Origin of the sequence: Stenotrophomonas maltophilia (assembly GCF_047497515.2) — a bacterium.
In the GTDB taxonomy this organism is placed as follows: Bacteria; Pseudomonadota; Gammaproteobacteria; order Xanthomonadales; family Xanthomonadaceae; genus Stenotrophomonas.
In genome coordinates this window covers 143,262-165,783 of the sequence record NZ_JAXAXL020000011.1, presented here as the reverse complement: position 1 = coordinate 165,783, position 22,522 = coordinate 143,262, and the positions used below count along the sequence as shown (strand labels likewise).

22 protein-coding genes are annotated in these 22,522 nt (G+C 64.0%); 1 reads left to right on the top strand and 21 read right to left on the bottom strand.

The features are described 5' to 3' along the window. Nucleotides 1-165: 165 nt before the first annotated feature. On the bottom strand, nt 166-996 hold the full coding sequence (locus ACMZPQ_RS15745) for a DUF3025 domain-containing protein (RefSeq protein WP_197582971.1): 831 nt from the start codon (nt 994-996) through the stop codon (nt 166-168). Beyond that, complete coding sequence (gene rimO / locus ACMZPQ_RS15740) at nt 993-2,351, bottom strand: 30S ribosomal protein S12 methylthiotransferase RimO (RefSeq protein WP_414486173.1); 1,359 nt, start codon at nt 2,349-2,351, stop codon at nt 993-995. The genes ACMZPQ_RS15745 and rimO overlap by 4 nt, the downstream gene beginning before the upstream one ends. 47 nt (nt 2,352-2,398) lie before the next feature. On the opposite strand from rimO, the gene ACMZPQ_RS15735 reads away from it, so the two are divergent. Further along, nucleotides 2,399-4,024, top strand: a complete 1,626-nt coding sequence (locus ACMZPQ_RS15735) for a recombinase family protein (protein ID WP_414486172.1) — start codon at nt 2,399-2,401, stop codon at nt 4,022-4,024. Nucleotides 4,025-4,029: 5 nt separating this feature from the next. On the opposite strand, the gene ACMZPQ_RS15730 is transcribed toward ACMZPQ_RS15735, so the two are convergent. From ACMZPQ_RS15730 to ACMZPQ_RS15640, 19 genes are all read right to left on the bottom strand, one after another. Next, complete coding sequence (locus ACMZPQ_RS15730; RefSeq protein WP_414486171.1) at nt 4,030-4,533, bottom strand: hypothetical protein; 504 nt, start codon at nt 4,531-4,533, stop codon at nt 4,030-4,032. A 228-nt stretch (nt 4,534-4,761) separates the two neighbouring features. Next, nucleotides 4,762-5,163 (bottom strand): hypothetical protein, encoded by a 402-nt coding sequence (locus ACMZPQ_RS15725; protein WP_414486170.1) that lies wholly within the window; start codon nt 5,161-5,163, stop codon nt 4,762-4,764. Between the two features lie 130 nt (nt 5,164-5,293). Then, nucleotides 5,294-5,965, bottom strand: coding sequence for a hypothetical protein (locus ACMZPQ_RS15720; protein ID WP_414486169.1), 672 nt, complete (start codon nt 5,963-5,965; stop codon nt 5,294-5,296). Next, nucleotides 5,965-6,261 carry a hypothetical protein gene (locus tag ACMZPQ_RS15715; RefSeq protein ID WP_414486168.1) on the bottom strand — a complete coding sequence of 99 codons (297 nt, stop codon included), beginning with the start codon at nt 6,259-6,261 and terminating at the stop codon, nt 5,965-5,967. Before ACMZPQ_RS15715 ends, ACMZPQ_RS15720 begins: the two co-directional genes overlap by 1 nt. A 50-nt stretch (nt 6,262-6,311) precedes the next feature. Beyond that, the gene (locus tag ACMZPQ_RS15710; protein WP_495495850.1) at nt 6,312-12,197 is read right to left on the bottom strand and encodes a host specificity factor TipJ family phage tail protein; all 5,886 of its coding nucleotides are present in this window, start codon (nt 12,195-12,197) and stop codon (nt 6,312-6,314) included. A gap of 560 nt (nt 12,198-12,757) precedes the next feature. After that, complete coding sequence (locus ACMZPQ_RS15705; protein ID WP_414486167.1) at nt 12,758-13,153, bottom strand: peptidoglycan endopeptidase; 396 nt, start codon at nt 13,151-13,153, stop codon at nt 12,758-12,760. Next, nucleotides 13,153-13,614, bottom strand: coding sequence for a DUF1833 family protein (locus tag ACMZPQ_RS15700; RefSeq protein ID WP_414486166.1), 462 nt, complete (start codon nt 13,612-13,614; stop codon nt 13,153-13,155). Before ACMZPQ_RS15700 ends, ACMZPQ_RS15705 begins: the two co-directional genes overlap by 1 nt. Then, the gene (locus ACMZPQ_RS15695; protein ID WP_414486165.1) at nt 13,611-13,967 is read right to left on the bottom strand and encodes a hypothetical protein; all 357 of its coding nucleotides are present in this window, start codon (nt 13,965-13,967) and stop codon (nt 13,611-13,613) included. The genes ACMZPQ_RS15700 and ACMZPQ_RS15695 overlap by 4 nt, the downstream gene beginning before the upstream one ends. Nucleotides 13,968-14,030: 63 nt before the next feature. Then, on the bottom strand, nt 14,031-17,621 hold the full coding sequence (locus ACMZPQ_RS15690; RefSeq protein WP_414486164.1) for a phage tail tape measure protein: 3,591 nt from the start codon (nt 17,619-17,621) through the stop codon (nt 14,031-14,033). Nucleotides 17,622-17,715: 94 nt separating this feature from the next. Continuing rightward, nucleotides 17,716-17,967 carry a hypothetical protein gene (locus ACMZPQ_RS15685; RefSeq protein WP_414486163.1) on the bottom strand — a complete coding sequence of 84 codons (252 nt, stop codon included), beginning with the start codon at nt 17,965-17,967 and terminating at the stop codon, nt 17,716-17,718. Nucleotides 17,968-17,999: 32 nt separating this feature from the next. Then, entirely contained in the window at nt 18,000-18,242 is a 243-nt protein-coding gene (locus ACMZPQ_RS15680; RefSeq protein WP_414486162.1) for a phage tail assembly protein T, read from the bottom strand. 80 nt (nt 18,243-18,322) lie between these two features. Further along, nucleotides 18,323-18,670, bottom strand: a complete 348-nt coding sequence (locus ACMZPQ_RS15675; protein WP_164087157.1) for a phage tail assembly chaperone — start codon at nt 18,668-18,670, stop codon at nt 18,323-18,325. 3 nt (nt 18,671-18,673) lie between these two features. Beyond that, on the bottom strand, nt 18,674-19,120 hold the full coding sequence (locus ACMZPQ_RS15670) for a phage tail protein (protein ID WP_414486161.1): 447 nt from the start codon (nt 19,118-19,120) through the stop codon (nt 18,674-18,676). 66 nt (nt 19,121-19,186) lie between these two features. Continuing rightward, nucleotides 19,187-19,525, bottom strand: a complete 339-nt coding sequence (gp17, locus tag ACMZPQ_RS15665) for a tail completion protein gp17 (protein WP_414486160.1) — start codon at nt 19,523-19,525, stop codon at nt 19,187-19,189. Next, nucleotides 19,522-19,923 (bottom strand): HK97-gp10 family putative phage morphogenesis protein, encoded by a 402-nt coding sequence (locus ACMZPQ_RS15660; protein ID WP_414486159.1) that lies wholly within the window; start codon nt 19,921-19,923, stop codon nt 19,522-19,524. The genes gp17 and ACMZPQ_RS15660 overlap by 4 nt, the downstream gene beginning before the upstream one ends. Beyond that, complete coding sequence (locus tag ACMZPQ_RS15655; protein ID WP_414486158.1) at nt 19,916-20,257, bottom strand: phage head completion protein; 342 nt, start codon at nt 20,255-20,257, stop codon at nt 19,916-19,918. The genes ACMZPQ_RS15660 and ACMZPQ_RS15655 overlap by 8 nt, the downstream gene beginning before the upstream one ends. Further along, nucleotides 20,254-20,733 (bottom strand): head-tail connector protein, encoded by a 480-nt coding sequence (locus tag ACMZPQ_RS15650; RefSeq protein ID WP_414486157.1) that lies wholly within the window; start codon nt 20,731-20,733, stop codon nt 20,254-20,256. The genes ACMZPQ_RS15655 and ACMZPQ_RS15650 overlap by 4 nt, the downstream gene beginning before the upstream one ends. Before the next feature lie 3 nt (nt 20,734-20,736). Further along, nucleotides 20,737-21,207 carry a hypothetical protein gene (locus ACMZPQ_RS15645; RefSeq protein ID WP_414486156.1) on the bottom strand — a complete coding sequence of 157 codons (471 nt, stop codon included), beginning with the start codon at nt 21,205-21,207 and terminating at the stop codon, nt 20,737-20,739. Between the two features lie 61 nt (nt 21,208-21,268). Then, the gene (locus ACMZPQ_RS15640; RefSeq protein WP_414486155.1) at nt 21,269-22,519 is read right to left on the bottom strand and encodes a phage major capsid protein; all 1,251 of its coding nucleotides are present in this window, start codon (nt 22,517-22,519) and stop codon (nt 21,269-21,271) included. Nucleotides 22,520-22,522: the final 3 nt, after the last annotated feature.

Sequence of the window (22,522 nt, the reverse complement as noted above, 5' to 3'; positions counted from 1 at the left end):
ATGGTGGTTCATCCGGGCTCTTTGGGGGCTGGACAGGTGTGGTAACCACCATTTTCCAAAGATGCCCCGGATGAACAACCTACCGAGAGATCACAGTTAGTCGACTCGCGCGCGCAGCGGGGGATTTTCAGGGATCCAGGCAGAGCAGTCGACTGACAGTCGACTCTACCGAAGCAGCGATAGAAGCAACGGCGGCGGGTACGCGCGACCTGCACGCAGCGGACGGAAGTAACCGCAGTTGGCGTAGAAGTCAGCATCCTGTCCTTCATGCCAGCCCGGGATGCCCGCCAGCGGCAGCGGCCGCAGTTGCAGCGGATCGGTCAGCGCCCTGCCCTCGCGGATGGCGGCGGCCACCTCGGCGATGCAGTGATCATCATCCCCCTGCACCACCACGCACTTGCCCACCAGCAGGCGGCCCGGCAGCAGCGCCTGCTCCATCAGTGCATGGCCAAACACTGCCGCAACGGCCACAGCACCGCTTCGCCAGTGCCTCGGCTCGAACAGCGTTGACCACGCGTGCGCGTCCCATGCCGCCAGCACCGCGACATCACGCACGCGCACGATGACCCCGGTTTCATCGAACTGGGTCAGTGCAGCCTGTGCACGGTTGCGTTGGCCGACAGGCATGGCCTCGATATGCAGGCACTGCTGCGCGTTGAGCGCCAGCTTCACCTGCGGATGCCGCGCCCACACCAAGGCATTGAACAGGTCGTGCCAGTTGTCGGCGCGGGTGGCGATACAACCTTCGGCGATGCGTGCTTCATAGTGCAGGCCGTCAGCCAGCAACGCGGCATCCTGTTCAACCAGGCGCTTGTCGGGTAATTCCAGCCGCGCATTGAGCGCAGCGATGGACGGCCATGCAGCGCCGTCCAGCAGGTCACGGAAGTCCTGCAACCCGCCAAACAGCGGATGCTTGAATACCCCTGGGTCGACCGCCGCACGCGGCGGCGGCACGAAGCGCCGTGGGCCGCCGTTGTCACCGGCGGCGGCGGTCACAGCACCTTGAGATCAAACGCCGGGCGGGAGGCAGCCGCCAGCGCATCACCGTACAGGTCGTGCTCGTCGCTCTCGGTGATTTCCACGTCGACGAATTCGCCCACGCGCAGCGGCACCTGGTCAGCGTTCTGGATGTGCACCAGGCCGTCGATCTCCGGCGCGTCGGCCTTGGAACGGGCGACGGCGATGTCACCTTCGATGGCATCGACCAGGCATTGCTGCACGGTGCCGATCTTGGCTTCCAGCCGCGCGGCGGAAATCTGCGCCTGCTTCTCCATGAAACGGGCCAGGCGTTCCTGCTTCACGTCCTCCGGCACCGCATCGGGCAGATCGTTGGCAGTGGCGCCTTCAACCGGCGAGTAAGCGAACGCACCCACGCGGTCCAGCTGCGCTTCGTCGAGGAACGACAGCAGCTCTTCGAACTCGGCCTCGGTCTCGCCCGGGAAGCCGACGATGAAGGTCGAACGCACGGTGATGTCCGGCGCGATGCGGCGCCAGTTCTGCACACGCTCGAGTGTTTTCTCGACCGCACCCGGACGCTTCATCAAGCGCAGGATGCGCGGGCTGGCGTGCTGGAACGGGATATCCAGGTACGGCAGGATGCGGTTCTCGGCCATCAGCGGCACTACTTCGTCCACGTGCGGGTACGGGTAGACGTAGTGCATGCGCACCCAGGCATCCAACTCCGACAGGCCTTCGCAGAGCGCCTTCAAGCGGGTCTGGTAGGCCTTGTTGCGCCACATCTTCTCGGCGTACTTCACGTCCACGCCGTAAGCCGAGGTGTCCTGTGACACCACCAGCAGCTCGCGCACGCCACCACGCACCAGTCGCTCGGCTTCACGCAGCACTTCATCGACCGGGCGCGAAACCAGCTTGCCGCGCATCGACGGGATGATGCAGAAGCTGCACTTGTGGTTGCAGCCTTCGGAAATCTTCAGGTAGGCATAGTGCCGCGGCGTCAGCTTGATGCCGTAGTCGGGCACCAGGTCGACGAACGGATCGTGCTTGGGCGGCAGTGCTTCATGCACCGCTTCCATCACGCTCTGGTAGTCCTGCGGGCCGGACACCGCCAGCACATTCGGGTATGCCTCGCGGATCTGCTCCGGGCGCTTGCCCAGGCAGCCGGTGACGATGACCTTGCCATTCTGGTTCATCGCCTCGCCGATCGCATCCAGCGACTCGGTGACTGCCGAATCGATGAAGCCACAGGTGTTGACCACCACCACGTCGGCCGAATCATAGGACGGCACGATGTCGTAGCCCTCCGAGCGGAGCTGGGTGAGGATGCGCTCGGAATCGACGAGGGCCTTCGGGCACCCCAATGAAACAAACCCTATACTTCTACGATCCGACACGACTTTGACCTGGCGCTATGGCTACAAAGGCGAGAGTTTACAGCTACTTGCGCTTCAGTGATCCAAAACAGGCCGCCGGCAGCAGTGCCGACCGCCAGCTCGAATACGCCAGGCGGTGGGCGGCAGAGCATGGAATGGCGCTCGACGCGGCCCTATCCATGCAGGATGAGGGCCTATCGGCCTATCACCAGCGGCATGTGACTAAGGGTGCACTGGGCGTCTTCCTGGCCGCGATCGATGAGGGCCGCATCCCGTCGGGGTCCGTCCTGATCGTTGAAGGTCTCGACCGGCTGAGCCGCGCAGAGCCCATCCAAGCGCAGGCTCAGTTGGCTCAGATCATCAATGCCGGGATCACCGTGGTAACCGCCAGCGACGGCCGCGAGTACAACCGGGCCGGCCTCAAGGCCCAGCCCATGGACCTGGTCTACAGTCTGCTGGTGATGATCCGGGCCCACGAGGAATCCGACACCAAGAGCAAGCGGGTGCGCGCGGCGATCCACCGGCAATGCAAGGGGTGGCAGGACGGGACTTGGCGCGGCGTCATCAGGAACGGCAAGGACCCGAGCTGGACCCGGCTGGACCCGGAGACCAAAACGTTCCAGCTCGTGCCCGAGCGAGCCGAGGCGGCGAAGCTGGCAATTCGTATGTTCAGAGACGGCCACGGAGCGGTCAGGATCATGCGCACCCTTGCCGAAGAAGGCCTCCAGTTGACCAACGGCGGCAACCCGGCAGGCCAGCTCTATCGGATCCTGCGCAACCGAGCCCTGATCGGTGAAAAGGTCCTGGAGATCGATGGCGAAGAGTACCGCCTGGCCGGGTACTACCCGCCCCTCTTGAGCGCCGAGCAGTTCGCAGACCTGCAGCAGGCGACCGAGCAGCGTGCGAAACAGAAGGGCACCGGGGAGATTCCCGGCCTGATCACCGGCTTGCGGATCTCCTACTGCGGATACTGTGGGTCGGCCATGGTCGCGCAGAACCTGATGAATCGCGGCCGCCGCGACGATGGCAGCCCGCAGCACGGGCATCGGCGGCTGATCTGTGTGGGTAACTCCCAGGGCATGGGCTGCGCGGTCGCCGGCAGCTGCAGCGTGGTGCCTATCGAACACGCGATCATGAGCTACTGCGCCGACCAGATGAATCTGGCCAGATTGCTTGAGGGTGGGGATAGATCGGAGGCGCTGAGCGGCAGATTGGCCGTCGCGCGGGCGCGGGTGGCTGACACCACCGCGAAGATTGAGCGGATCACCGACGCCATGCTGGCCGATGATGCTGGAGAGGCGCCGGCCGCGTTCAAGCGCCGGGCAAGAGAGCTGGAGGCGACACTGGCCGAACAAGAGGCAGATGCCGAGTTGCTAGAGCGCGAGCTAGGTGCGCTGGCCAGCAGCCCCACGCCGGCCGTGGCCAAAGCGTGGGCGGACCTGCAGACAGGTGTGCGCGCCCTAGACTACGAGGCGCGGACGAAAGCCCGACAGCTGGTAGCCGACACCTTCGAGCGCATCTCGATCTATCACCGGGGAACCGAGCCGGAGCAGACGCGGTCCTGGAAGGGCACCATAGATCTGGTGTTGGTAGCGAAGCGAGGCAGCGCGCGCATCCTGCATGTGGACCGCCAGACGGGTGAATGGCGGGGAGGCGAAGAAGTCCGAGATCTGCCGGATGATCCCATTCAGTAGCCGGCTCAGACGCCCCGCCGCAGCTGATCCAGCCCTTCCCTCACCCACGCCTTACGGGCGTCCTTCGGGCGGGGCTTAGTCGCCGGCGGCTTGGCCGGCTCCAACGCTTCCTTGACCCTCGCCGTGGCGGTGGCTGTCGCCTCGGCCAGGCGCCGGGCCTGTTGCTGCTGCTCGCGGGTTGGCGGAAGGCCGGGCGGTGGCGGTGCCGGCTGAATCGGGGTGCCGTCGGTCAAGCGGGCAACGGCCTCGCGTAAAGGCAGGCTGGAGTACAGCCTGGCGGCGCACCACCGTTCGGCGTAGCGCTTGCCCTGAGACACGCTGGCGGCAAAAACCTTCTTGGTCTCGAAGATCTTCCGCGCATCCAAATGAAGACGGACACCACGGCCGGGAGCCGGAGTGATGTTGGCGACTGAGCGCCCGTTCCACCACAAGTCCCAACGCTCCCCGTTCTGGACCCAGCCAGACGGGATCGGCGCGGTGCGGAAGCCTTGGTAGGTGGAGGGGATCATGGCCGGGAGGATACGACCGGCGGTCGCAGATCCTGCGAACGCGGCGGCCCTCTGCCTGAACCGTTCGGAATTGGTGCCGGCACGGCGCTGCTCATGCGCCCCCGGGTTGAGCTGCCTACGGCCCCGGATCCAGCAATGTCACCGAGTGGGCAGATACGACTGCGCAGTTAGAAGATCACTCAATATCGGAACACATCACTGCGGCCACGTTTTTTTGTGGCCACGTTTTTATTGGCGATACCGGTTCTTTTTGGCGTAAATCCAAATGGCCAGAGCGAACAGTACGACTAACCCCACCCCTCGGAACCCCGGTGTGGCCCACCACACATATGCCGGATCAAGTCCGCGCTCAATGAAGAAATCGGGTGTACGGCTGCCCTTGGCAACGATGATCGGCCAAGAGGCGAAAAAGAACCCGGGAAGCAGGATCGGCCAGGGATTGCTCCATTCGGCTTGACTGGCGACCCAAGAACAGGCGCCGTATAGAACCAACAACAGCACGAAGCCTTTCAGGAAATCCAACGTAACTTCAAAACTAACGCCGAGCTGTCTCGACAGCCACCAGACGAAGCCGGCCAAAACAATCGAAGCAATCACTACCAACGTGGCAGCACTGTCGCCTTCTCTCATTAAAGTGCATCCCTTCGCTCTTTGTTGGAAGGATATCGGCGAGTAATCCAAGAACTTTAGCGCTGATCAAGCGCTGATGGTGCAGCGAGCCCCTACGATGCGTAGCCCATGGCCAACCAACTGCGATCAATCAATAGTTCGTTACGTCCACCGCCATGACGATCCCGACCACGGCCTGATTGGGCGAGCCGCCTGTTCCGATCTTCGGGATGGTGATGGCGTTGCCGAACAGCCCATGCTTTCCGTTCACGCCCTGCCCGTTTCCGATCCCCATCACGGTGAAACTATTCTGGAAAGTGCTGGTTGCCGGCGCGCAGATCACCCCGGCCACCGTCTTGCCGGTGAAGTCGGGAAACCTGTCCTCTTCCATACCGCCATTGGGGAAGACGCCACCTACACCAATGATCCGCATTGGCTTGGCGCCTAACGCATACGTCAGACGGACGTTCTCATCCCACAGCGCCAGATACTGCGCATCCTCGTTGGTGGGGCGATCGAACACGTAGGCCCAACCCTGCAGGCGCGCGGGCGTATTGGTCCACAACGTCAGCCTGAACTGGTTGGCACCGATCTCCTGAAGCTGGGGAAAGAATGGGTAGGGGTCGCCGATGAATGCCACCATCGGGGCCTCGGCGTTAAGGATCATCTCCGCATATTTCCAGTTGCCTCCCGGGTTGTTGCCCGGGTAGATCACTGGGGATACGTCGATGCGGATTCTCTGCTTCAGCACCAGCGATGGCGTGTCCTCGCTGATCAGCGTGGTGCCGGAATCGCTCAGAATCTCTACTGCTACTTTCGCCATTAGCGCACCCCATAGTAGAACTTGACCGGCTTGATGGTGCCGACGTACTGACCGCTGCCGTTCTTGTTGAGTGCCCAGTACACCCGACCATTCGCGTAGCCAACCACGGGGACGTAGCCCAGCGAGTCAGAGGGAATGATGGGAATGTAGAAGAACTCCCCTGGTGGCAGGTTGGCTGCGAAGCCATTTCCTGGTGTTGCATCCGACCACGCAAAGCCGCACAGCAGGCCTAATCGGCTTGCAAGGTCCCATAGCCGATTGCCGTTCTCATCGTTCACTTCCAACACAATCTGCATGTGGCCTCCTGTGGGTTGGGGAGGGCTGGTGTTCCAGCCCTCCATGATTGCTACGGCGCGATGCCCCACCGCATCCGCATTCGCCCGTTCTGGTCGTAGATGCGAAAGTGGCCGTCGCTGTACTCGATGCGCATACCGTTCGAAGGCGACGACAAACGGAACATGTCGGCTAGCACGTCGAAGGCGCTGACCCCGTTGTTCGAGTCCAGCTTGATACCCGCCACCCTCCCATCTGTACGCACGTTGACGCGCCAGGAGGCATGGCTCTCAAGCCCACCTACGTTGAATGGACTCGGGCCCGTCTGAGATGGGGTCACGACCTCCAACTGCGGCATGGTCAGGCGCAAGAAGTGATCCCCTTGGCCCGAGTCGACGCGGAACTGTAGGTGCGGTCGGATGCGGACGCAGCCCGGCGGTGCCTTGCCACGTACCCATATGCGACTGTGCCCCGATAGATTGTTGCCTCCTGGGAGCGGCGGGAAATACGGGCTGCTGGCCTGCCCCAGATTGTTGCCTTGACCATCAAGGAACGTCATGTCCACCGAGGTGGCCCAGCCACCGCTTGCGTATACGGACATGATGTACTCCTGCCCCTCACGCGCCGCGACTTCCTGCTGGTAGATCACCATATGCCCAGCAGCGTTGTTCACAGTGCCTACCAGGATTAGGCCGGAGCGACCCCACGGGATCCCCCCGTCCTGCTCCCACGTCGAGAGGTACTTCGCCCGGATCTGCAGGCCTTGTGCGGAATACTCACCTCCCCAGCCGTCAAGGTTAAGCAGCTGTGCATTCGCCAGCAGGTTGGGCGACCCAGCAATTGCCCCCATGCTGGTCTGCATTTCCTGCACAACCGCTGCGTCAGCCTTCCCGCCGAGCGAAGTCTGCAATCCTGTGATCTGCTGAGCCTGCGCCGTCTGCGTCTCACCCTGCTGCGTCACCTTGGTACTGAGCTGGTTGAAGCCTGTGGCCGACACATCACCCACCTGCGTCTTCAGGCTGGTCAGGTCGCGCGCCGTTGCGTCCAGCTTGGTGCCCTGCTGGCTCACCGTGGTGGTGAGCCCGGCCGTCGCCGCAGCGTTGGAGCTGATCAGCAGCTCGTCGGTTACGTCGTAGAACTCGATACGGTCAACGAGAACCGTAGCGTCGACGGACCCACGATTGGTGATCCACACCTGGCTCATCGCCTCGGTGCGGTCATCCCCCACCGGATGCTCCAGCATGAAGCGCTGCCAGGCGGTGGTGAGGTTGGGCGTGGTCTGATCGTCGTTGCCCTCCCCGGTGCTGTTGCGAAGCCTGCAGCGCGCGGTCAGCGTTGCGCTCCCCGCCACTACCTTGGCAACGATCACCGTGCGCAGCCGACGGCCGGTACGGCCCATCTTCAGCGGCACCCAGCGCGCATCATTGGCATAGACATACGGTGTCGCCGTCGATCCTGCCTTGTTCACCATCTGAATCGCAGAGCCCTGCTGACCAGCACCGCTTACCCACGTCACATCGCCATTGACCGCACTCGCATTGCCCTTGACGAAGGGCGCCATGCCGCCATCGAACATCGCATTGGCGTTGAGGTTCTCGCCGCGGTTGAACGACGCTGTGACGCCGGCCGACAGGTCCGTGATCTGGTCGGCTTGGGCAGTGATCTTGCCTTCGGCCTGGGTAACACGCGTGTTGAGGACCTGTAACGCCGTACTATTCACTTCCGTTGCGGCTTGCAGCGAGGACACGTCCGACTGCAGCTTGGTGACGCTGGTCGAGGTTGAATCGATCCTGCCCTCGGCCGTCGTCAACCGGGTCGTCAGATTCTGCAGGGCCGTTGCGTTGGCGTCGGTCTTTCCGGATACGTTCGTCAGGTCGCTGCGAAGCGAGGTCAGCAGCCCGGCCTGGGAGGTGATCGTCTCACCCTGCTGGGTCACCTTGGTGCTGAGGTCGGAAATCGCCTGTGCGTTCGCCAGCAGCTCAGTCACCTCTTCCAAGGCAACATCGTCAACCCACAGCGTGCCCGCGGTGTTGTCGGCCAGGATGCTCAGCTGCAACCCCGCAATCGACGTGTTCTCCGGGATTGCGTATACAGCGCTCAGGTACGTCCAAGCTGCTTTGCCAGCAACGAAGGGCGTAGCACCGCCGATCAGCTCCCCGTTCTGGTTCGCCAACCGCAACTTGCTGTTGGACGCGTTGCCATTGAATTCCGGGGTACTGCGATACCAGCAGCTGTAGCGATACTTCTTGCCTGGGCTGGTTGGCAGCGTCGTGCGGCCGTTGGCGTATGCAGCCTTCTGCCGGATGGTTCCCTGATCGAAGCGCACGCACTGACCGCCGGCCCGTCCCTCGCTCGCCGGCCAGCTGGTCCCGGTAGCACCCGGGTCGTAGGTCCAGCCCACGTCCTTGTCGGACTGCCACGAGCCGTTCAGGACCATGTTGCTGCCCTGAGCAATCATCGCCGGCAGCGCGGCATTGATCGACGTGATCGATTGCGCCAGCGCGCTGGTGGTGGTCGCGGTTGCTTCCTGCAGCGCCGTCACCGATGCGGCCGTTGCCAGGGAGCCGGTGCCCACAGGCATCCGCGCTTCCATCGTGCTGATGCGCTGCACCTGTGCCGAGTCCGCAGCCACGCGGGCCTTCAGCTCCTCGTAGGCCAGGCCCGAGGTCAGCTCCAGCGGATCGGACCCGGTGTAGTTGCCTCGCATCTGCACCGCAAGCGTGTTGCGCTGGGCAGCCTCAGCAGCATCGGCCGTGATCCGGGCCTCAGTCTCGGCCTGAACCACCGCGACGGAGGCCCCAGGCTGCGGGCGCCCTACCGCGACGTAGTCGATCAGGAAGTAGTTGGCCACCGACTGCTCGGCGCCCAGCTGCAGGCGGATCGCGTCGACCGTAGCCGGCCACCAGGCAACGTCCTGCACGTCCACGGTGGCCACGCCGCTGGCGTCCCACGCCGGTTCCTGGATAGCGGCGCGCTTCTGCGTGTTCCATGCCTGATCCGTGGTCGTGATCCACTGCAGGAATCCGCCCCAAGCCGGAGAGCCCACACGCTTCACGCGCAGCTTCACGAAGCGATAAGCGCTGCCGTCCACGGCCAAGGCGACCGGCGACTGTACCCACGGCGCGGTGGCGTGGTTGGCAGGCCGCAGCCAGCCATCTGCCAGCGTCGGGGCACCATTGCCCGTCCACCCTTCCACCGTCTGGTTGAACGGCCACAGCTTGATGCTGTCGAACTGCGTACCGCTTCCGGCCGCGACCTCCGACACCGCGCGCGCCAGCGATTCATCGGCGCTCTGACGGATCTGCTGCTCCCGGGTGATATCCGCTTCCCGCTCCAGCTTCTCGTTCAAGATGGCGTCGACACGCGCACGGGCTTCCGCGCTGACCGCATCCATCGCACCGGCAACCGCTTCTGCTCGTGCGCTGGCCTCCGCCGCCAGATCCTGCGCGGCCTTCGACAGCCCCTCTGCGCGCGCCGCCGCCTCGGCCAGGTCCGCATCCATGCGATCGCTGATCTCCTTCTGCAGGTCCCTGCCCAGCTCGGCCTGGCCCTCTTCGACTCCGCCGATCACCTCTCCGAGGTTGGCTTGCAGCTCCTTGCGGATGACCTGCATGGCCACCGACAGATCACCGCTGGTGTTGCGTGAGCGGCAGGCAAACGTCCACTTGCCGCTGGCAGGCACAACCGCTTCAAAGGGCGCAGTGTGGAAGCCGGCCTGCCCCACGGGGGTCATGGCATTCCAATCCGGCGCCACGACACTGCCTTCGGTGTAGCGGATCTCCACGCCCGCGAAGTCCGGAGACTGCGTGGTGGTCTCCAACCAGCCCCAGGTATACAGGCGCACCCCGCCCGACCGCTCTTCCACGTCGAACAGGTCGACCAGCACAGGCGGCTCACCCGCATTGCGGGTGGTATACGTCGCGGTGACCGCTACGCCGGCCAGGCCATCCGGGTTGTACGGCCGGACCGTGACCGGGTAGACGCCAGCACCAGGGATGCGCCAGCTCGCCGATCGCGTGCTCGTGGACGCAACCTGTTCCAGCTCTCCATTGCGATCGACGTCGGACAGCACGCGGATCTCGCCCACCGGGCCGCTGATATCGAACGTGGCCTGCAGTTCGGTGAACAGCGTATCGCCCTGCACCACCTGGCGCTCGGTGATGCGCAGGTTGCTGGCCACCGGCCGGGTGGCCAGCTGCGAACCCTCTGCCGGCGGGATGTAGGTGCCGGTCTTGACGTAGTGCCAGAACTCCGGCCCCTCGGCTACCACGTCGACCGCGGCGCCCTTGAGGTCGTTCTCCGGCTGGATGCCCACAACGCGGACGCGGTAGCCCGGCGTCTGCTTGAAGTCGTAGATCCAGATCGTGTCCCACGCCGGATTGCCGTCGCTGTCGCCCGGCAGCGCGGCGTCGGCCGGCCACGGATCGGCCAGCTCCAGCTGGTCGCTCTCACCGGTGAAGGGAACCACCTTCAGCACGCGGTACACCCGCTCCCCCGGGATGCGCAGGCCGATGAACGCGCTGGTCTGTGCGCGGCCCGGCACCGGCACGTCCAGCTGCAGCGTCACTGTGCGCCCCGGCCCCATGGTCGCGGACAGCACCTGGCCACCGAAGCCCCACTGCGTCAGGTCATGCTGCAGCGCCAGCACCGACATGCGGCCATAGGCCAGGTGTTCGATGTCCGTGCTGTAGCTGATCGACTTGTACTGATACAGGCTCTGCGCCAGATGCCACCGGGCAAGCGTGGCGGCGTGCGCCTCGCTGGTCACGCCCTCCCCCGTCACCTGCGCCGGATTGAGCATGGTAGTCACGCCCGGCGCTGGCACGCGCAAGGTCTTCGCCTCCCACGTAGCGCGGTCCAGGTAGCTGTACTCGATGCCGTCGGCACCGTTGGCCAGCGTGTATTCGACCTGGAACTGACCCTTCTTGATGGTGGCCATGTTGACCACGCCCGACAGAGGCTGCTCATCTGCGGCCCAGGTCACGGCCAGCCGGCCCTTCGGCCAGGCGATCTGCCCGAACCCGGCCAGCGCGATCGCGTCCATCACCGTCTGGTGATTACGCTTGTCGGCGACCTGGTGATCGTAGGTAAAGCCGTTGGCCGCACAGTGCAGCATGAAGGCCTTGAGCGCCTCCACGTCGATCTGACTGTCAGGCAGCCCCATCCCGGCAATGCGAACGCCCGCTGGCGACTTGATGCCGCGGGCGTAGGCCAGGATCTGCGCACCGGGGTTGCTGCTTTCCTCGGTGACCCAGCCAACATCCTCGCCTTTCCACACCGGGATGGGCTGCGCATGGGCCACACAGCGCACCTCGTCCGGGCTGCCGTTGAGCTGCCCGGACGCCTTCATGCGGATGCCAATGCGCGGGATGCCGTCATAGCTGGCGGTGTCCGGCAGCACGCTGACCAGGTTGGTCCAGGTGAAGCTGGCCTGCGCGTTGTTCCCGTCGGTGTTCTGTCCGGTGGTGCGCACCTGCACTTCGTACTGGCCCGGCGCTACGTCCAGCCCGTAGGTGGCCCGACGTGACTTCTGCGTCCGGCCGGCCACACTGTAGGTGCCAAACGCGCGCCAGGCACTTTCGCCTACGGCGCGGTACTGGATCTGGATCTGCTCGCGATTCTCGTACTCGCGGCCCTTCGAATCGGCGTCGAAGATCCGGAAATCGATGTTCACCTGGAGCCGGATCGCCCCCGGGGAGCTGGTGCGCTGAACCCACTTGCTCGGGGTGTGCTTCGGATCGCTGCTGGTGTCATAGATCACACCACCGTCAACGCTGCCCGCCTTGCTGTACAGCGGGATGGTCTGGCTGGGCATGCCGGGGAACCCGTTGTGCCAGACCTGCACGTCCTCAAAGCTGCTCAGCAGCGCATCACCGTTGTAGAGAGCTTCCACGCGCCCCACATTCAGGCCCGGCGTCAGCACCAGCGACAGATACTGCTCATCGCCCTCGTAATTCATGTACGGGTTGCTGGCTACGTCAGGCGCAATGCGCACGCTGCCCAACAGCAACGGCAGGGGTTCGTAGGCACGCGGGCGGTTGCGTGGCGCCGACAGGGAGAAGGCGGTGTCGGCAGGCGTGACCGAGGCAGCGCTGGGCAGCTTCGGCCCGAGCACCTTGTTGATCAGGATGCTGCCGGCGACGTAGACCGCCACGCGCGCGATCGCCGTGCCAAGGGCGGTGGACGTGCCGATGCTAAAGCCGGCGATGGTCGCTCCACCCAAGGTGAAGTAGGCAAGCGCCACCTGGGCCACCAGCCGGATGGCACTCTTGCCGACCACGCCCCGGATCTCGATCACCTGACCGTGCTTGGGGTAGACGTGGCACCACAGGTGCCGCTCCACAGGTCGCCCGCCGATGGTGACCAGCCACGCCTGCCCGTCCAGGCCTTCGACGTGGCGCGCAAGGAAGCCATACAGGCTCTCACCCGGGCGTAGGTCCGCTTCCAGGTTCTGCTGGCCATCGAGCATCACCGGGTGTGGGGTGATGATCAGACGGCCGGGATCAGTGGACGGGTGCATCAGGCCCATGCGTAGTAACCCTCGATTCGCAGCCCGAAGTCGGGCAGATCGCGCACGCGGTGCAGCACGCTGCAACCGTTGCGCTCGTTGCTGTGGAGTACCCAACCCTCATGGGCCAGGAAAAAGAAAACCCCGGCATGGCCGGGGTTTTTGTGTCCCTGATCGATCATCAGGACGAGGTCGCCGTCTATGGGTGGTCCGTCTCGGCGGTGCGCATAGGGCCGCGATAGCGCCCCCAGCTCGGCGGCACCCTGCAGCCCGCGCGGGCGTCGCCCTGGCAGTGCGATTGCCCGCCCGAACAGCTGCAGCTGCACCAGCACCACCAGGTCGGCACAATCGAAACAGTCAGCGTCGTAGGGGACACCAACGAACTTCTCCACCGCTGCCAGTCGCATCAGAAGATCCCCGGCAGGGTGAAGGGGTTGGCACGCAACGTGACCGCCTGCTGGCGCATCAGGAAGTCCACCCCGAGCTGGGCCGATGCGGTTCGGCTGTTGACGACCACCTGCGTCATAGGCAAGTCGTAGCTGGCCTCGATCACGTTCGGGTCGGCTCGATCGGTGATCATCAGGCGCGCGGTCACCAGCTCCCCAGGCTGTAGCCGCTCCAGATCCTCCGTGATCGAGCGGCCGACATTGTCCAGTACCAGCTGAGCGCGAGGCGCCTGCCCGCCCACATCGTCGGGCAGCTTGAATCCGAACGGGAAGCCCGTATAGACCCTGCCCTGACTCTGCCAATCGATCGTGTCGTTGACGATGCGCAGGACCTCAGTAAACGACGGCGCGCTCAGCTCCAGCAGCAGCAGGATGCCGGAGGTGTCGTCAGTGCGCTGTCGGCGCTCGGTAAACGTGCTCATCGCAGGTACTCCAGCACCAGGTCGCGCTTGGCGAACCGGAACAAAGTGTTGAGCGGCTGCAGCTTGCCGATCTTGCCCCCTTGGAAGCGCGCCCGAACGATCTGGCCCGTGCGCGGGTGCTCGATGTTGAACCAGCCGATTCGCTTGAGGCTTTCGAAGTACCAGGCTTCGAAGTCAGCAACGGCCTGCGCCGATCGGAACTGCACCGATGCCTCGATGGTCTGTAGAACGCGGGTGTTGAGCAACCTCTGCCGCGGCACCCCCCGCTCCATCTCGGTCCGCTCGACCGCCGGGTCGAACTCTTCGCCGTAGTCCGCAAAGCGGATCTCGGCATAGCTGGGGAAGGAATCCATGTGCTCCTCGCTTCGAACAATCAATCTCATAGAGACCGGCGCGGAAGCCCCGCGCCGGCCCACTCATCCCAACCTGTCCTGCCACCCATAGCGGGCCTGGCCAACCCGGCCCCACGAGCCGCCGTCCAGCTCCTCGTTGCCGATCTGCACGATCAACTTGCGGATCTCCGACCCATCCGGCAGCGTCTGCGATTCCTCGCGCTGCTGGACCTTGCTGCCGCTGTAGTTGTGGATTTCCACCACCGGCCCGCCTTGACCGCCCTGGCGGCCGCTTAGCGCGACGCGAGCTGGAACCTGCCCGCCGATACCGCCAGCGTCGTAGCCACGTCGCAGTGAGGCGCGTAGCGCCTGGAAAGCCGATGGCCCGCCCAGCGCTCGCATATCGTCTTGGCTGAACACGCCCTCGCCCTTGTGCACGATGCCGGCCGGCTCCAGCCGCCCACCGTGGCCGGTGAAGCCACCGCCATCGAAACCGGGAATAACAATCTTCTCGCGCTGTACGGCACCCACTGGACCGGCGAAAGCGTTGAACGCCGCGTTGAACAGAGCCGACGTCGCCTGCTTGGCCGCGATCCGGGCCAGGTCGGCAATGATCGAGTTGGCCAGCTGGCTGAAACTGAGCTTGCCGGTCATCGCAAAGTTCACCAGCGCGTCTTCCATTCCCTGGAATGCGTTGGTGAATGCCTGATTGCTCAGCTCTGCGCTATTGGCTGCCTGCGCGGAGTAGTCCGCAAACGCGCTGTATGCCCCTTGCGACCAATCGCCAATGTAGCGCTGTCGATCCGCTTGGTACTGCGCTTCCGACTGCAGCGCCTCCTGGTGGTACTTTCCTAGCTCGTCCAGCTGCTGCGCGTACTGCTCCTTGGTGTACCCGCTGCCGTTGTTGGCGCTGGCATTGCGATCATTCAGCGCGGACAGTCGACGGTCGTACTCTTCCTTGAGTTGCAGTTGGCGACGCATGCGCTCCATCTGCTCGCTGCCGGTGCCGATGCCGGCCAGGTCGATCGCATTGGCCTGCTGCTGGGTGACGGCAGCCTCGTTCAGCTCCTTCTGGAGCCGCAGCAAGTCCTCCGCCGCCTTCTTCGCAGATTCCTGCGCGGCCAGTGCCTTCCCCTGCGCAACCGCCTCATCGAGCAGCGCCTTTACGCGCTTCTGCTCTTCTGCGCTCAACTTGCTCTTTGCCGAGGCCATCTCGTTCGTGATGACGACCTGCAGCCTCTGCGCCGCCGTCATATTGTCGGTCAGGCCCATTTGCTCCTTGTCCAGAGCGATCTGTCGCTTGATCCGATCAGTGATTGAGGCGTACTGGTTCTCTTGAGCTTTGGCGTCGGCGATTCCCGAGCGGGCAGCCGCAGCACTGGACTTCTTCTCGTCCTCGAGCACCTTCATGCGCTCAAAGTGCGCCTTCTTCCGCGCGGCCTCAGCATTGAAGGAAGCCCGCTCCTGCGGCGTCAGAGCTTGGACACCGCCATTGTCGTTGATGACCTTGCCTTGCTCGGCCATCCACGCGGTGTACTCCCCCCTAGACTTCTTGATCCACTCAACCTGATCCTTCCAGCTATCGGTGCGCAGTCCAGACAGCATCCCCTGGATAGCATTTCCTGCATCTATTGCACGGCGTGCCGCCTCCGGGAGCGCCGCCAAGAACTCCTCCAACTTCTCCTTACCAAGCGCTGCGGCGGCCTTTGCAGCTTCGAACAGCTCCGGTGTCAGACGAGATCGAAGAACAGTCGACATTTCCTCGAACTTGACTTGGGTCGGCGCGACCTCCTCCTGGAACTTCTTCAGATCCGCCTTGGCCTCTGCAAGGCGCTCCATATCACCAACAATCGTGAGACCTGATCCCTCGCGCGTCGAAGTTCGTCCTTGATCCACCAGCGCCTGATAGTTGCGGACAGCCGCCTCAAGCGCCTTTGCCCGATCCTCCGACTGCTTGATCTTCTGCGCGGCCTCATTCCATTGGCCGATGAAATCCTTAAGAGAGACCTCACTACCGAACTTCTGAAATCGCTCCGTGACATCAGATATCTGATAGGCCAGTAGCTCAAGGGACTTGACCTGCTGTGCGTACTCCTCCCTCGCCTGTTCGGACTTTCGCACCATGTCGATGTACGCAATGCCGACACCCCCGACTGCGATCGCGGCGGCACCCCATGGGCCACCGGCCAGTGCGAGCAGCCCGCTTCCAGCGCTGCGTAGTCCGTTCGCCGCAATCCCGCCCAGCGACGCAGCCACCCCGGCAGCACCTTCTTTGGCTCGGGCTGCACCCAAGGTGTTCGTAGCGACGGTGGCGGCCTCCGTCGCGAGAATGTAGCGGCCTTTCGCAGCGGTTGCTGCCGCATCCGCGCGGGCACCGGAGGCAACTGCCGCGTTGTACTCCGCCTGGGATCGCGCCAAGTTACGCTGGGTGACGACAACTGCGGCCTGAGCGTCCTTCTGAGCACGTAGGTTCGCCGATAGCGTCGCCGCCCCCTGCTGGTGGTCCAACGTCCGCTGAGCTGCCTCATGGGCGGCTGAGGCGACGGCCAACTGGCCTCGAGCAGTATCTTGGGCAGCCGCAGCCTGAGCCTTCCAGGCTGATGTGAGACGAACTGATTCCCGAGCTTGGCTGACTGCAGCTGCAGCTTCCCTGGCCCGCTCACGCGCGACGTTGGCAATCTCAGATGCCTGGTCGGCGGAAGCAATGCGACTGCTGATTGGGGCCGAGACCGCACTGAACGACCTGCCAATACCCATGCCAACAAGACGGCCGGCAATGACGCCAGCGGCCAGCGTCGCCGCACCAGTCACGTTCTCCAAGTTTTCGGCCATGAACCGCACGGACGAAATTGCAGCGTCGCTGAAAACGCCACCACTGGTCTTCACCTTCAGGTTGAACCATGCGGTGGAAAGGCGATTCAACTCGGCGCTTAGACCTTTGGCGGCCTGTTCCGCTCCAGTGCCAGACGCCTCCAACGCCTTGATCATTGCTGGCAAGTACCTTTGGACGCTGAGGTCGCCGTCCTGCAGAAGCTTGTCGAAGGACTTTCCTGCCAGTGCAGTTCCCTCGTTCATCTTGGCTACTGCCTGCATAAAGCGCGGGACAATTCCAGGAATAGCCTCGCCCAACTGCTGACGCAGCTCCTCAGCCTGGAACTTACCCTTGCTGAAGGACTGTCCAAGTGCAGTCGTAGCACGCCCCATCTGCTCACTGGTAAGGTGCATCACCGTAGCCGAGCGCGATAGCTGACGGAACAGTTCCTGCTGGTCCTTCATTGCGATGCCATTGGCTGTGGCAGCGGCTGACATGCTGGTGAAGCTTTTCCCGGCCTCTTCCAGATTGAGACCAAGCTCCTTGGCGGTCTGCGCCACGAATGCGTACGCTTTATCTGCGGCCTGAGCCGATCCAGTCGCACCCAATAGACCGTAGTGGATCTGCTGAATGGACTTCTGAGCATCAAGCAACGCTGACACCCCACTCTTAACGGCTTCGAATCCAATAAAGCCGACTGCCGCTCGATTGAGATTTGCGATCGATACCGCCGTCTGCGATGCCTCCTTTCGGATCAAACCAAGCTGCTGGGTAGTGGTGCGGGCGGACTGCACCATCTCGGAACGATAGGCAGCTGTGTTTGCCCGCAGCTGCACATCAATGGTGGCTGCGGTAGACGTCATTGGTCTCTCCCAAAGAAAAGGGCGCCCGATGAGGCGCCCCAATGAATATGAGCCGGCGCCAGGCCGGCTTAGTGCACTCTTTCAGCTACTTAATTCACTGCTTCGAACACAGCTTCCTCAAGCTGAGGACTATGTCTGCAAATCCATACAGAAACGGCGCTGCCAGAAGTGAAGATACCCCTGCACCCAATAGCCACGGGGCAACGCCCGTGAGCGCCACAACGATGCTCAAAACGCCAACTGCGGCCGACAGACCGCCGACCGTCTGAATAACGAGGGGTAGTGTCTCACTACTTACTCGCGCCTCTTCCACCGTAGCCGCATCGTCTGCCTCAATCTCGCTCATGGTTTTCCCTCGTCTGAGCTTCAGATACTAGCTCAATGGACAGAGTTCTTCGCTGACGCCGCCTGGAACAGCTCGGCGATCTGTTGGGCGCGGGCAACCCCTTCGCCCACCGGTTGCGGCGCCTCACGCACCAGGAGGAAGTCTTTCGGGCTCGTCTCGTTGCCATGAACACGCGCCAGCACGTCGGTTAGCTGGGCCAACATGTCCTGCAGAGGTTGGTCCAGCGGCTCCATGCGCGCAAAGGCGTACATCTCCGTCAGCTGGCGGGAGTCCATCCCCGCCAGCATCTGGTCTGGATGCGGGAAGCCAAGCCGCCACGCGATCCGAAACTGAAGCCGGCGCTCAGGCCGGCTCGTCAGTTTTTTTCGGCGTCCTCGATCGCAGCGTCGCCCAGGGCGTTGAGCTTCTGTGCAGCGCGGAACACGCGGTCCAGAGCCGCAGCAGACTTCGCACCGAGCTGTGCCACGTCCTTGTCGGTGAACAGCCGGTCGCCCTTCTCATCGACCAGGCACAGTGCCACGAAGCGGGCGCGGAAGTCCTCGGTCTTGGTCTTCTCGCCGCCGTAGGTGTCCTGCTCCCACTTGTCGCGGTCGCTGGCGGACATGGTGGAGATACGGACGGTGCCGCCCCACTCCTTGACCTCCAGGTCTTCGGTCTTGCGGTCGGAAGCGGCGAGGATCTGGCTCTTGTTCAGGAGGGTCATGGCTTACGGTCCGAGGGTGACGATGGTGAAGTCACGCGGCAGCAGGTCCGCGGTGAAGGTGAGCACTGCGTTGGTGCCCGGGGTGACGTTGAAGCCGGCGACCTTGCCGACGAACGTGGCAGCATCGCCGGTCGGCAGGACCATCAAGAAGTGCAGATCCTCATCCGGTTCTGCGTCGCGCAGGATCTCCTGGCCGGCCGACTTGCCCACCGGCCAGCGGTGGCCTGCAACCTGCACGGTCTGCCCGCCAGCCAGGCCGGCGATGTTCTCGACCTGCTTGGACTTCAGGTTGGTGGCGTCCAGGGTATTGGCCTGGCCGCGGCCGAACGGGAAGCCCGTCAGGCCATCGACCTCGGTATAGCCAGCCGGATCGTTAGGGGTGGTGGGCTCGGTGCCCTTCTTCACGTACAGCGCGGAGTCCTGCGCGGAAATCGCTTCGTTCTTGGCCATGGTTTGCTCCTTGGGGTAAAGAAAAGCCGCCCGGAGGCGGCTGTTGGTTGGTGAGGTTCCGGGCTGTCAGGCCCAAACGGTCACATCGAAACTGGCGCGGTGAAGCGCGGTGTCCGCCTCGTAGTCGTCGGGGTTGTCGGTGATCTCGCCGACCTTGAGCAGGTCCGGCAGGCCGTCCTTGAGCTGCTCGGCGAGCTCCCTCACAGGCCCCTTCTTCGGCCCCCACACATCGATCTGGAACGTACCTCGCTCAGCGCCGGCACCAGAGTTCAGCGTCGCGTGCCGCTTGCCGCCAGCGCGCTGGTACGTCACGTACAGCGGCGGGCGATCCTTGGGTGCGGGGAACGGGTAGAACGCTGCGGTGATCGTGCCAGCGGCGGCCGTGAGGCGAAGATCGAGGTTCATCGCCGGGTCCTCCGCATTTCGTCCTGGATGGCCTGACCGAGGGCGTCACGCATGGTGCCAACCGCCTCCTCGGTCTTGGACTCCGCCGCCGGGCGCATGAACGGCCACGCGGCCATCTTAGATGTGCCGTACTCGCCGAACTTGCCGTAGAAAGCCGATCGAGGCACCTCCACAGCGAACCGCATCCAGCCCTGGTCGTCGCTACGCTCCCGCACCCGGATGGACCGCCGCAACTTGCCCCGGGCGATCCTGACGCGATTGCGGGCATCGTTTCTGACCACGATTGCGCCCCGCCGCATGCCCTTTCGGAGTGCGCGACGGGCTGCCTTGTCCGACAGCTCCAGCAGTGCCGTTTCGAGCTCGCTCAGGCCGGTGATGTGGATATCGAAGTCACCCATGTTGCAGCCTCGCTATCAGGTGCATGTCCAATGGCGATTTGGAGGCGCGTACCGCGATCACCAGCATCTGCTTGCCGCCGTCGCGCCCGGTGGTGCGCGCTACACGCCATCCCGGTTCGATCTCACGGTTCACCCGCACCGTCATCCACCGAAGGTCCGGAGCGTTCAGCGCACCGGACTCGACCCCAAGCACGGCGCTGGTACTGCGCAGGGACAGCGGCTCATCCGCCGCCCAGACTTCGCCGGCCTCCGTGAAGGTTTCTACCTCTTCGCCGTAGTCGTCGCGCTCCGTCGTCGGCTTGAACAGCTTGAGTCGCAGGTTCTTGGGGCTCATGGCGTCATCACCCGCCGATATGGCCGCAGCAGTGGTATCACGCCGAGCGGCAACTCGACGGCGGTGGCGCCGATAACCACTGCTGCCGGGTTCTCCCACAAGTGCGCCAAGGTCAACCGGACGGCTGCCGCCAAGCTCGGGTTGATGACCATTCCAGCCAGGTTCCGCGACTGGGTCAGATCAGCGGATGCCTTACGTTGCCTGGCGACGGAACGCATCGCCGCTGCTTTGGCCGCATCCGGCTCAGAATCTGCCGCCGTCATGGCGGCAGCGTAGGCCGAGGCGGCTGCCGCAGCCGCAGCCGGGAACGCGTCCAACACCCCGTCCAGTGCCGCTTGGTCGGCGAACAGCGACCGATTCAGATATGCCGCTGCTGCGTCCTCGGCCGATGCGAGCAGCGCCGCCAGCTCTGCATCGGCGTAATCCCCATCGACCTTGCATTGGGCGCGGCACTGCTCAGGCGTCAACAGGGGCATGGATCACTCCTTCTTCCCTTCAGCCAGGGCGGCGGCCAGCTTCTCCGCCCCCCAGCGCTTGTCGAATGGGATGCCGGCAGCTTCAAGCTGGGCCACCAGCCCCGGCTTGTCTTCAGCAGCGGCCTGGCCCTTATCGTCCGCGCTGGACAGGTTTCCGACCGTTTCCGCGATGGCGACTTCGCGGGCGGTTTCGTCAAGCGCGTTCCAGTCCTCCACCGACAGCCCCGAGGCCGCGTGTGCCCGGGCAACCACGTCGCCCAGCAGCAGGACGCTGCCGTCGGGAAGCTCGAAGCTTGCAGGCTGCACACTGGAGCCGAGCAGGAACGGCTGCTGGGCGTTTGCCATCAGACTGAGCGCGCCGACAGAGAGTGCGCCAGCCTCCAGCTCGGGCGGGCAGTCGTCGCCGGCAACGAACTGGACCGGATAGATCTCGCCTTCCGGCACTCCACGGAAGGGCTTGATGAACTTTGCCATTGCGTCTCCTCGATCGCAGGATGGATGCCGGGCGGCGCGAGGCCGCCCGACGGATGGGCGATCAGGCCGAAGCCGCGATCTTGAGGGCGCGCATCGGCTCCGGGTTGTGCACACCGCCGCCCACACGCTTGGTGGTGTAGAACATCACGTAGGGCTTGTTGGTGTACGGGTCGCGCAGCACGCGCACGCCCTTGCGGTCGTACACGGTGTAGGTCTGCTTGAAGTCACCGAACAGCGCGGCGATGGCGTTTGCTGCCACATCCGGGATCGCGGCCACGTCCTGCACCGCAAAGCCGGCCAGGGTCGACGGCTGGCCGGCCACCAGCGACGGCTGCCACAGGTAGTTGCCCTGGCTATCCTTGAGCTTGCGGACCGTGCCCTGCGTCTTGCGGTTCATCGCGAACTTGGCGCCCTTGGTGAACGCCGACGGCAGGTCATACACCAGATCGATGATGCTATCGCCCGTGATGCCTGCCGCCACACCGCTGTTCACGGCCTTGATCGCACCGAACGGGTGCTTGGTGGCGTTGGCGCCTCCTTCGACATAGGTCAGCATGCCGAATGGCTTGTTGACGCCGTCGCCGGACCAGAAGCCCGTGCCCTCCTGCTTGGCAAACTCGGTTTCAACCTCATCTGCCAGCCACGCCTCCAGGTCGATTTCAGCGTCATCCAGCAGCTGCTGAGTGGCGGCCGGGTTGGCGTAGATCTCGCCCCATCCGAAATTCAGCGCCTGGAACTGCGCCGTACCGGTTTGGGGGCGCGCGGCAGTTTCGCCAACCCAACCCGACGCAGTGCCGCCCATGTTGAACAGCTTGGTGAGGCCAGCACCCGAGCATGGCTGCACCTTGGCCAGCTGTCGCATATCCGACAGGATGACCAGGCGACTGGTGATCGTGCGATCCCATTCGACCGGGGCCAGGTAGCCCCCCTCATTGTCGGCACCCTTGTTCAGAGACGCCTGCACTTCACCCTTTCGGAAGTGTGCACGGAACGAATCGGTGTATTCGGCGTCGGCCACGCCGCTGCCGGCGCTGCCGCCGCCCATCTGGAATGCGGCCATCTGAGTGTTGGCCTGGTCGACCGCGGCCTGCAACCGGGTGATATCGGCGTTGATGTTGTCGACCTTCAGGGCCTGCAGTGCATCGGCGCTGCCCTTCTTGATCTCTTCCAGCTGCTTGGTGTGCTCGGCCTTGAACTCGGCAAACGCCTTGTTCAGCGATTCCACCAGCGCTTTCACGTCGGGCTGGCTGCCGCCATCGGCGTGCACGGAAACGAGGCCGCGCGGGACGCGGCCGTGGGTCATCTTGGTCATGTG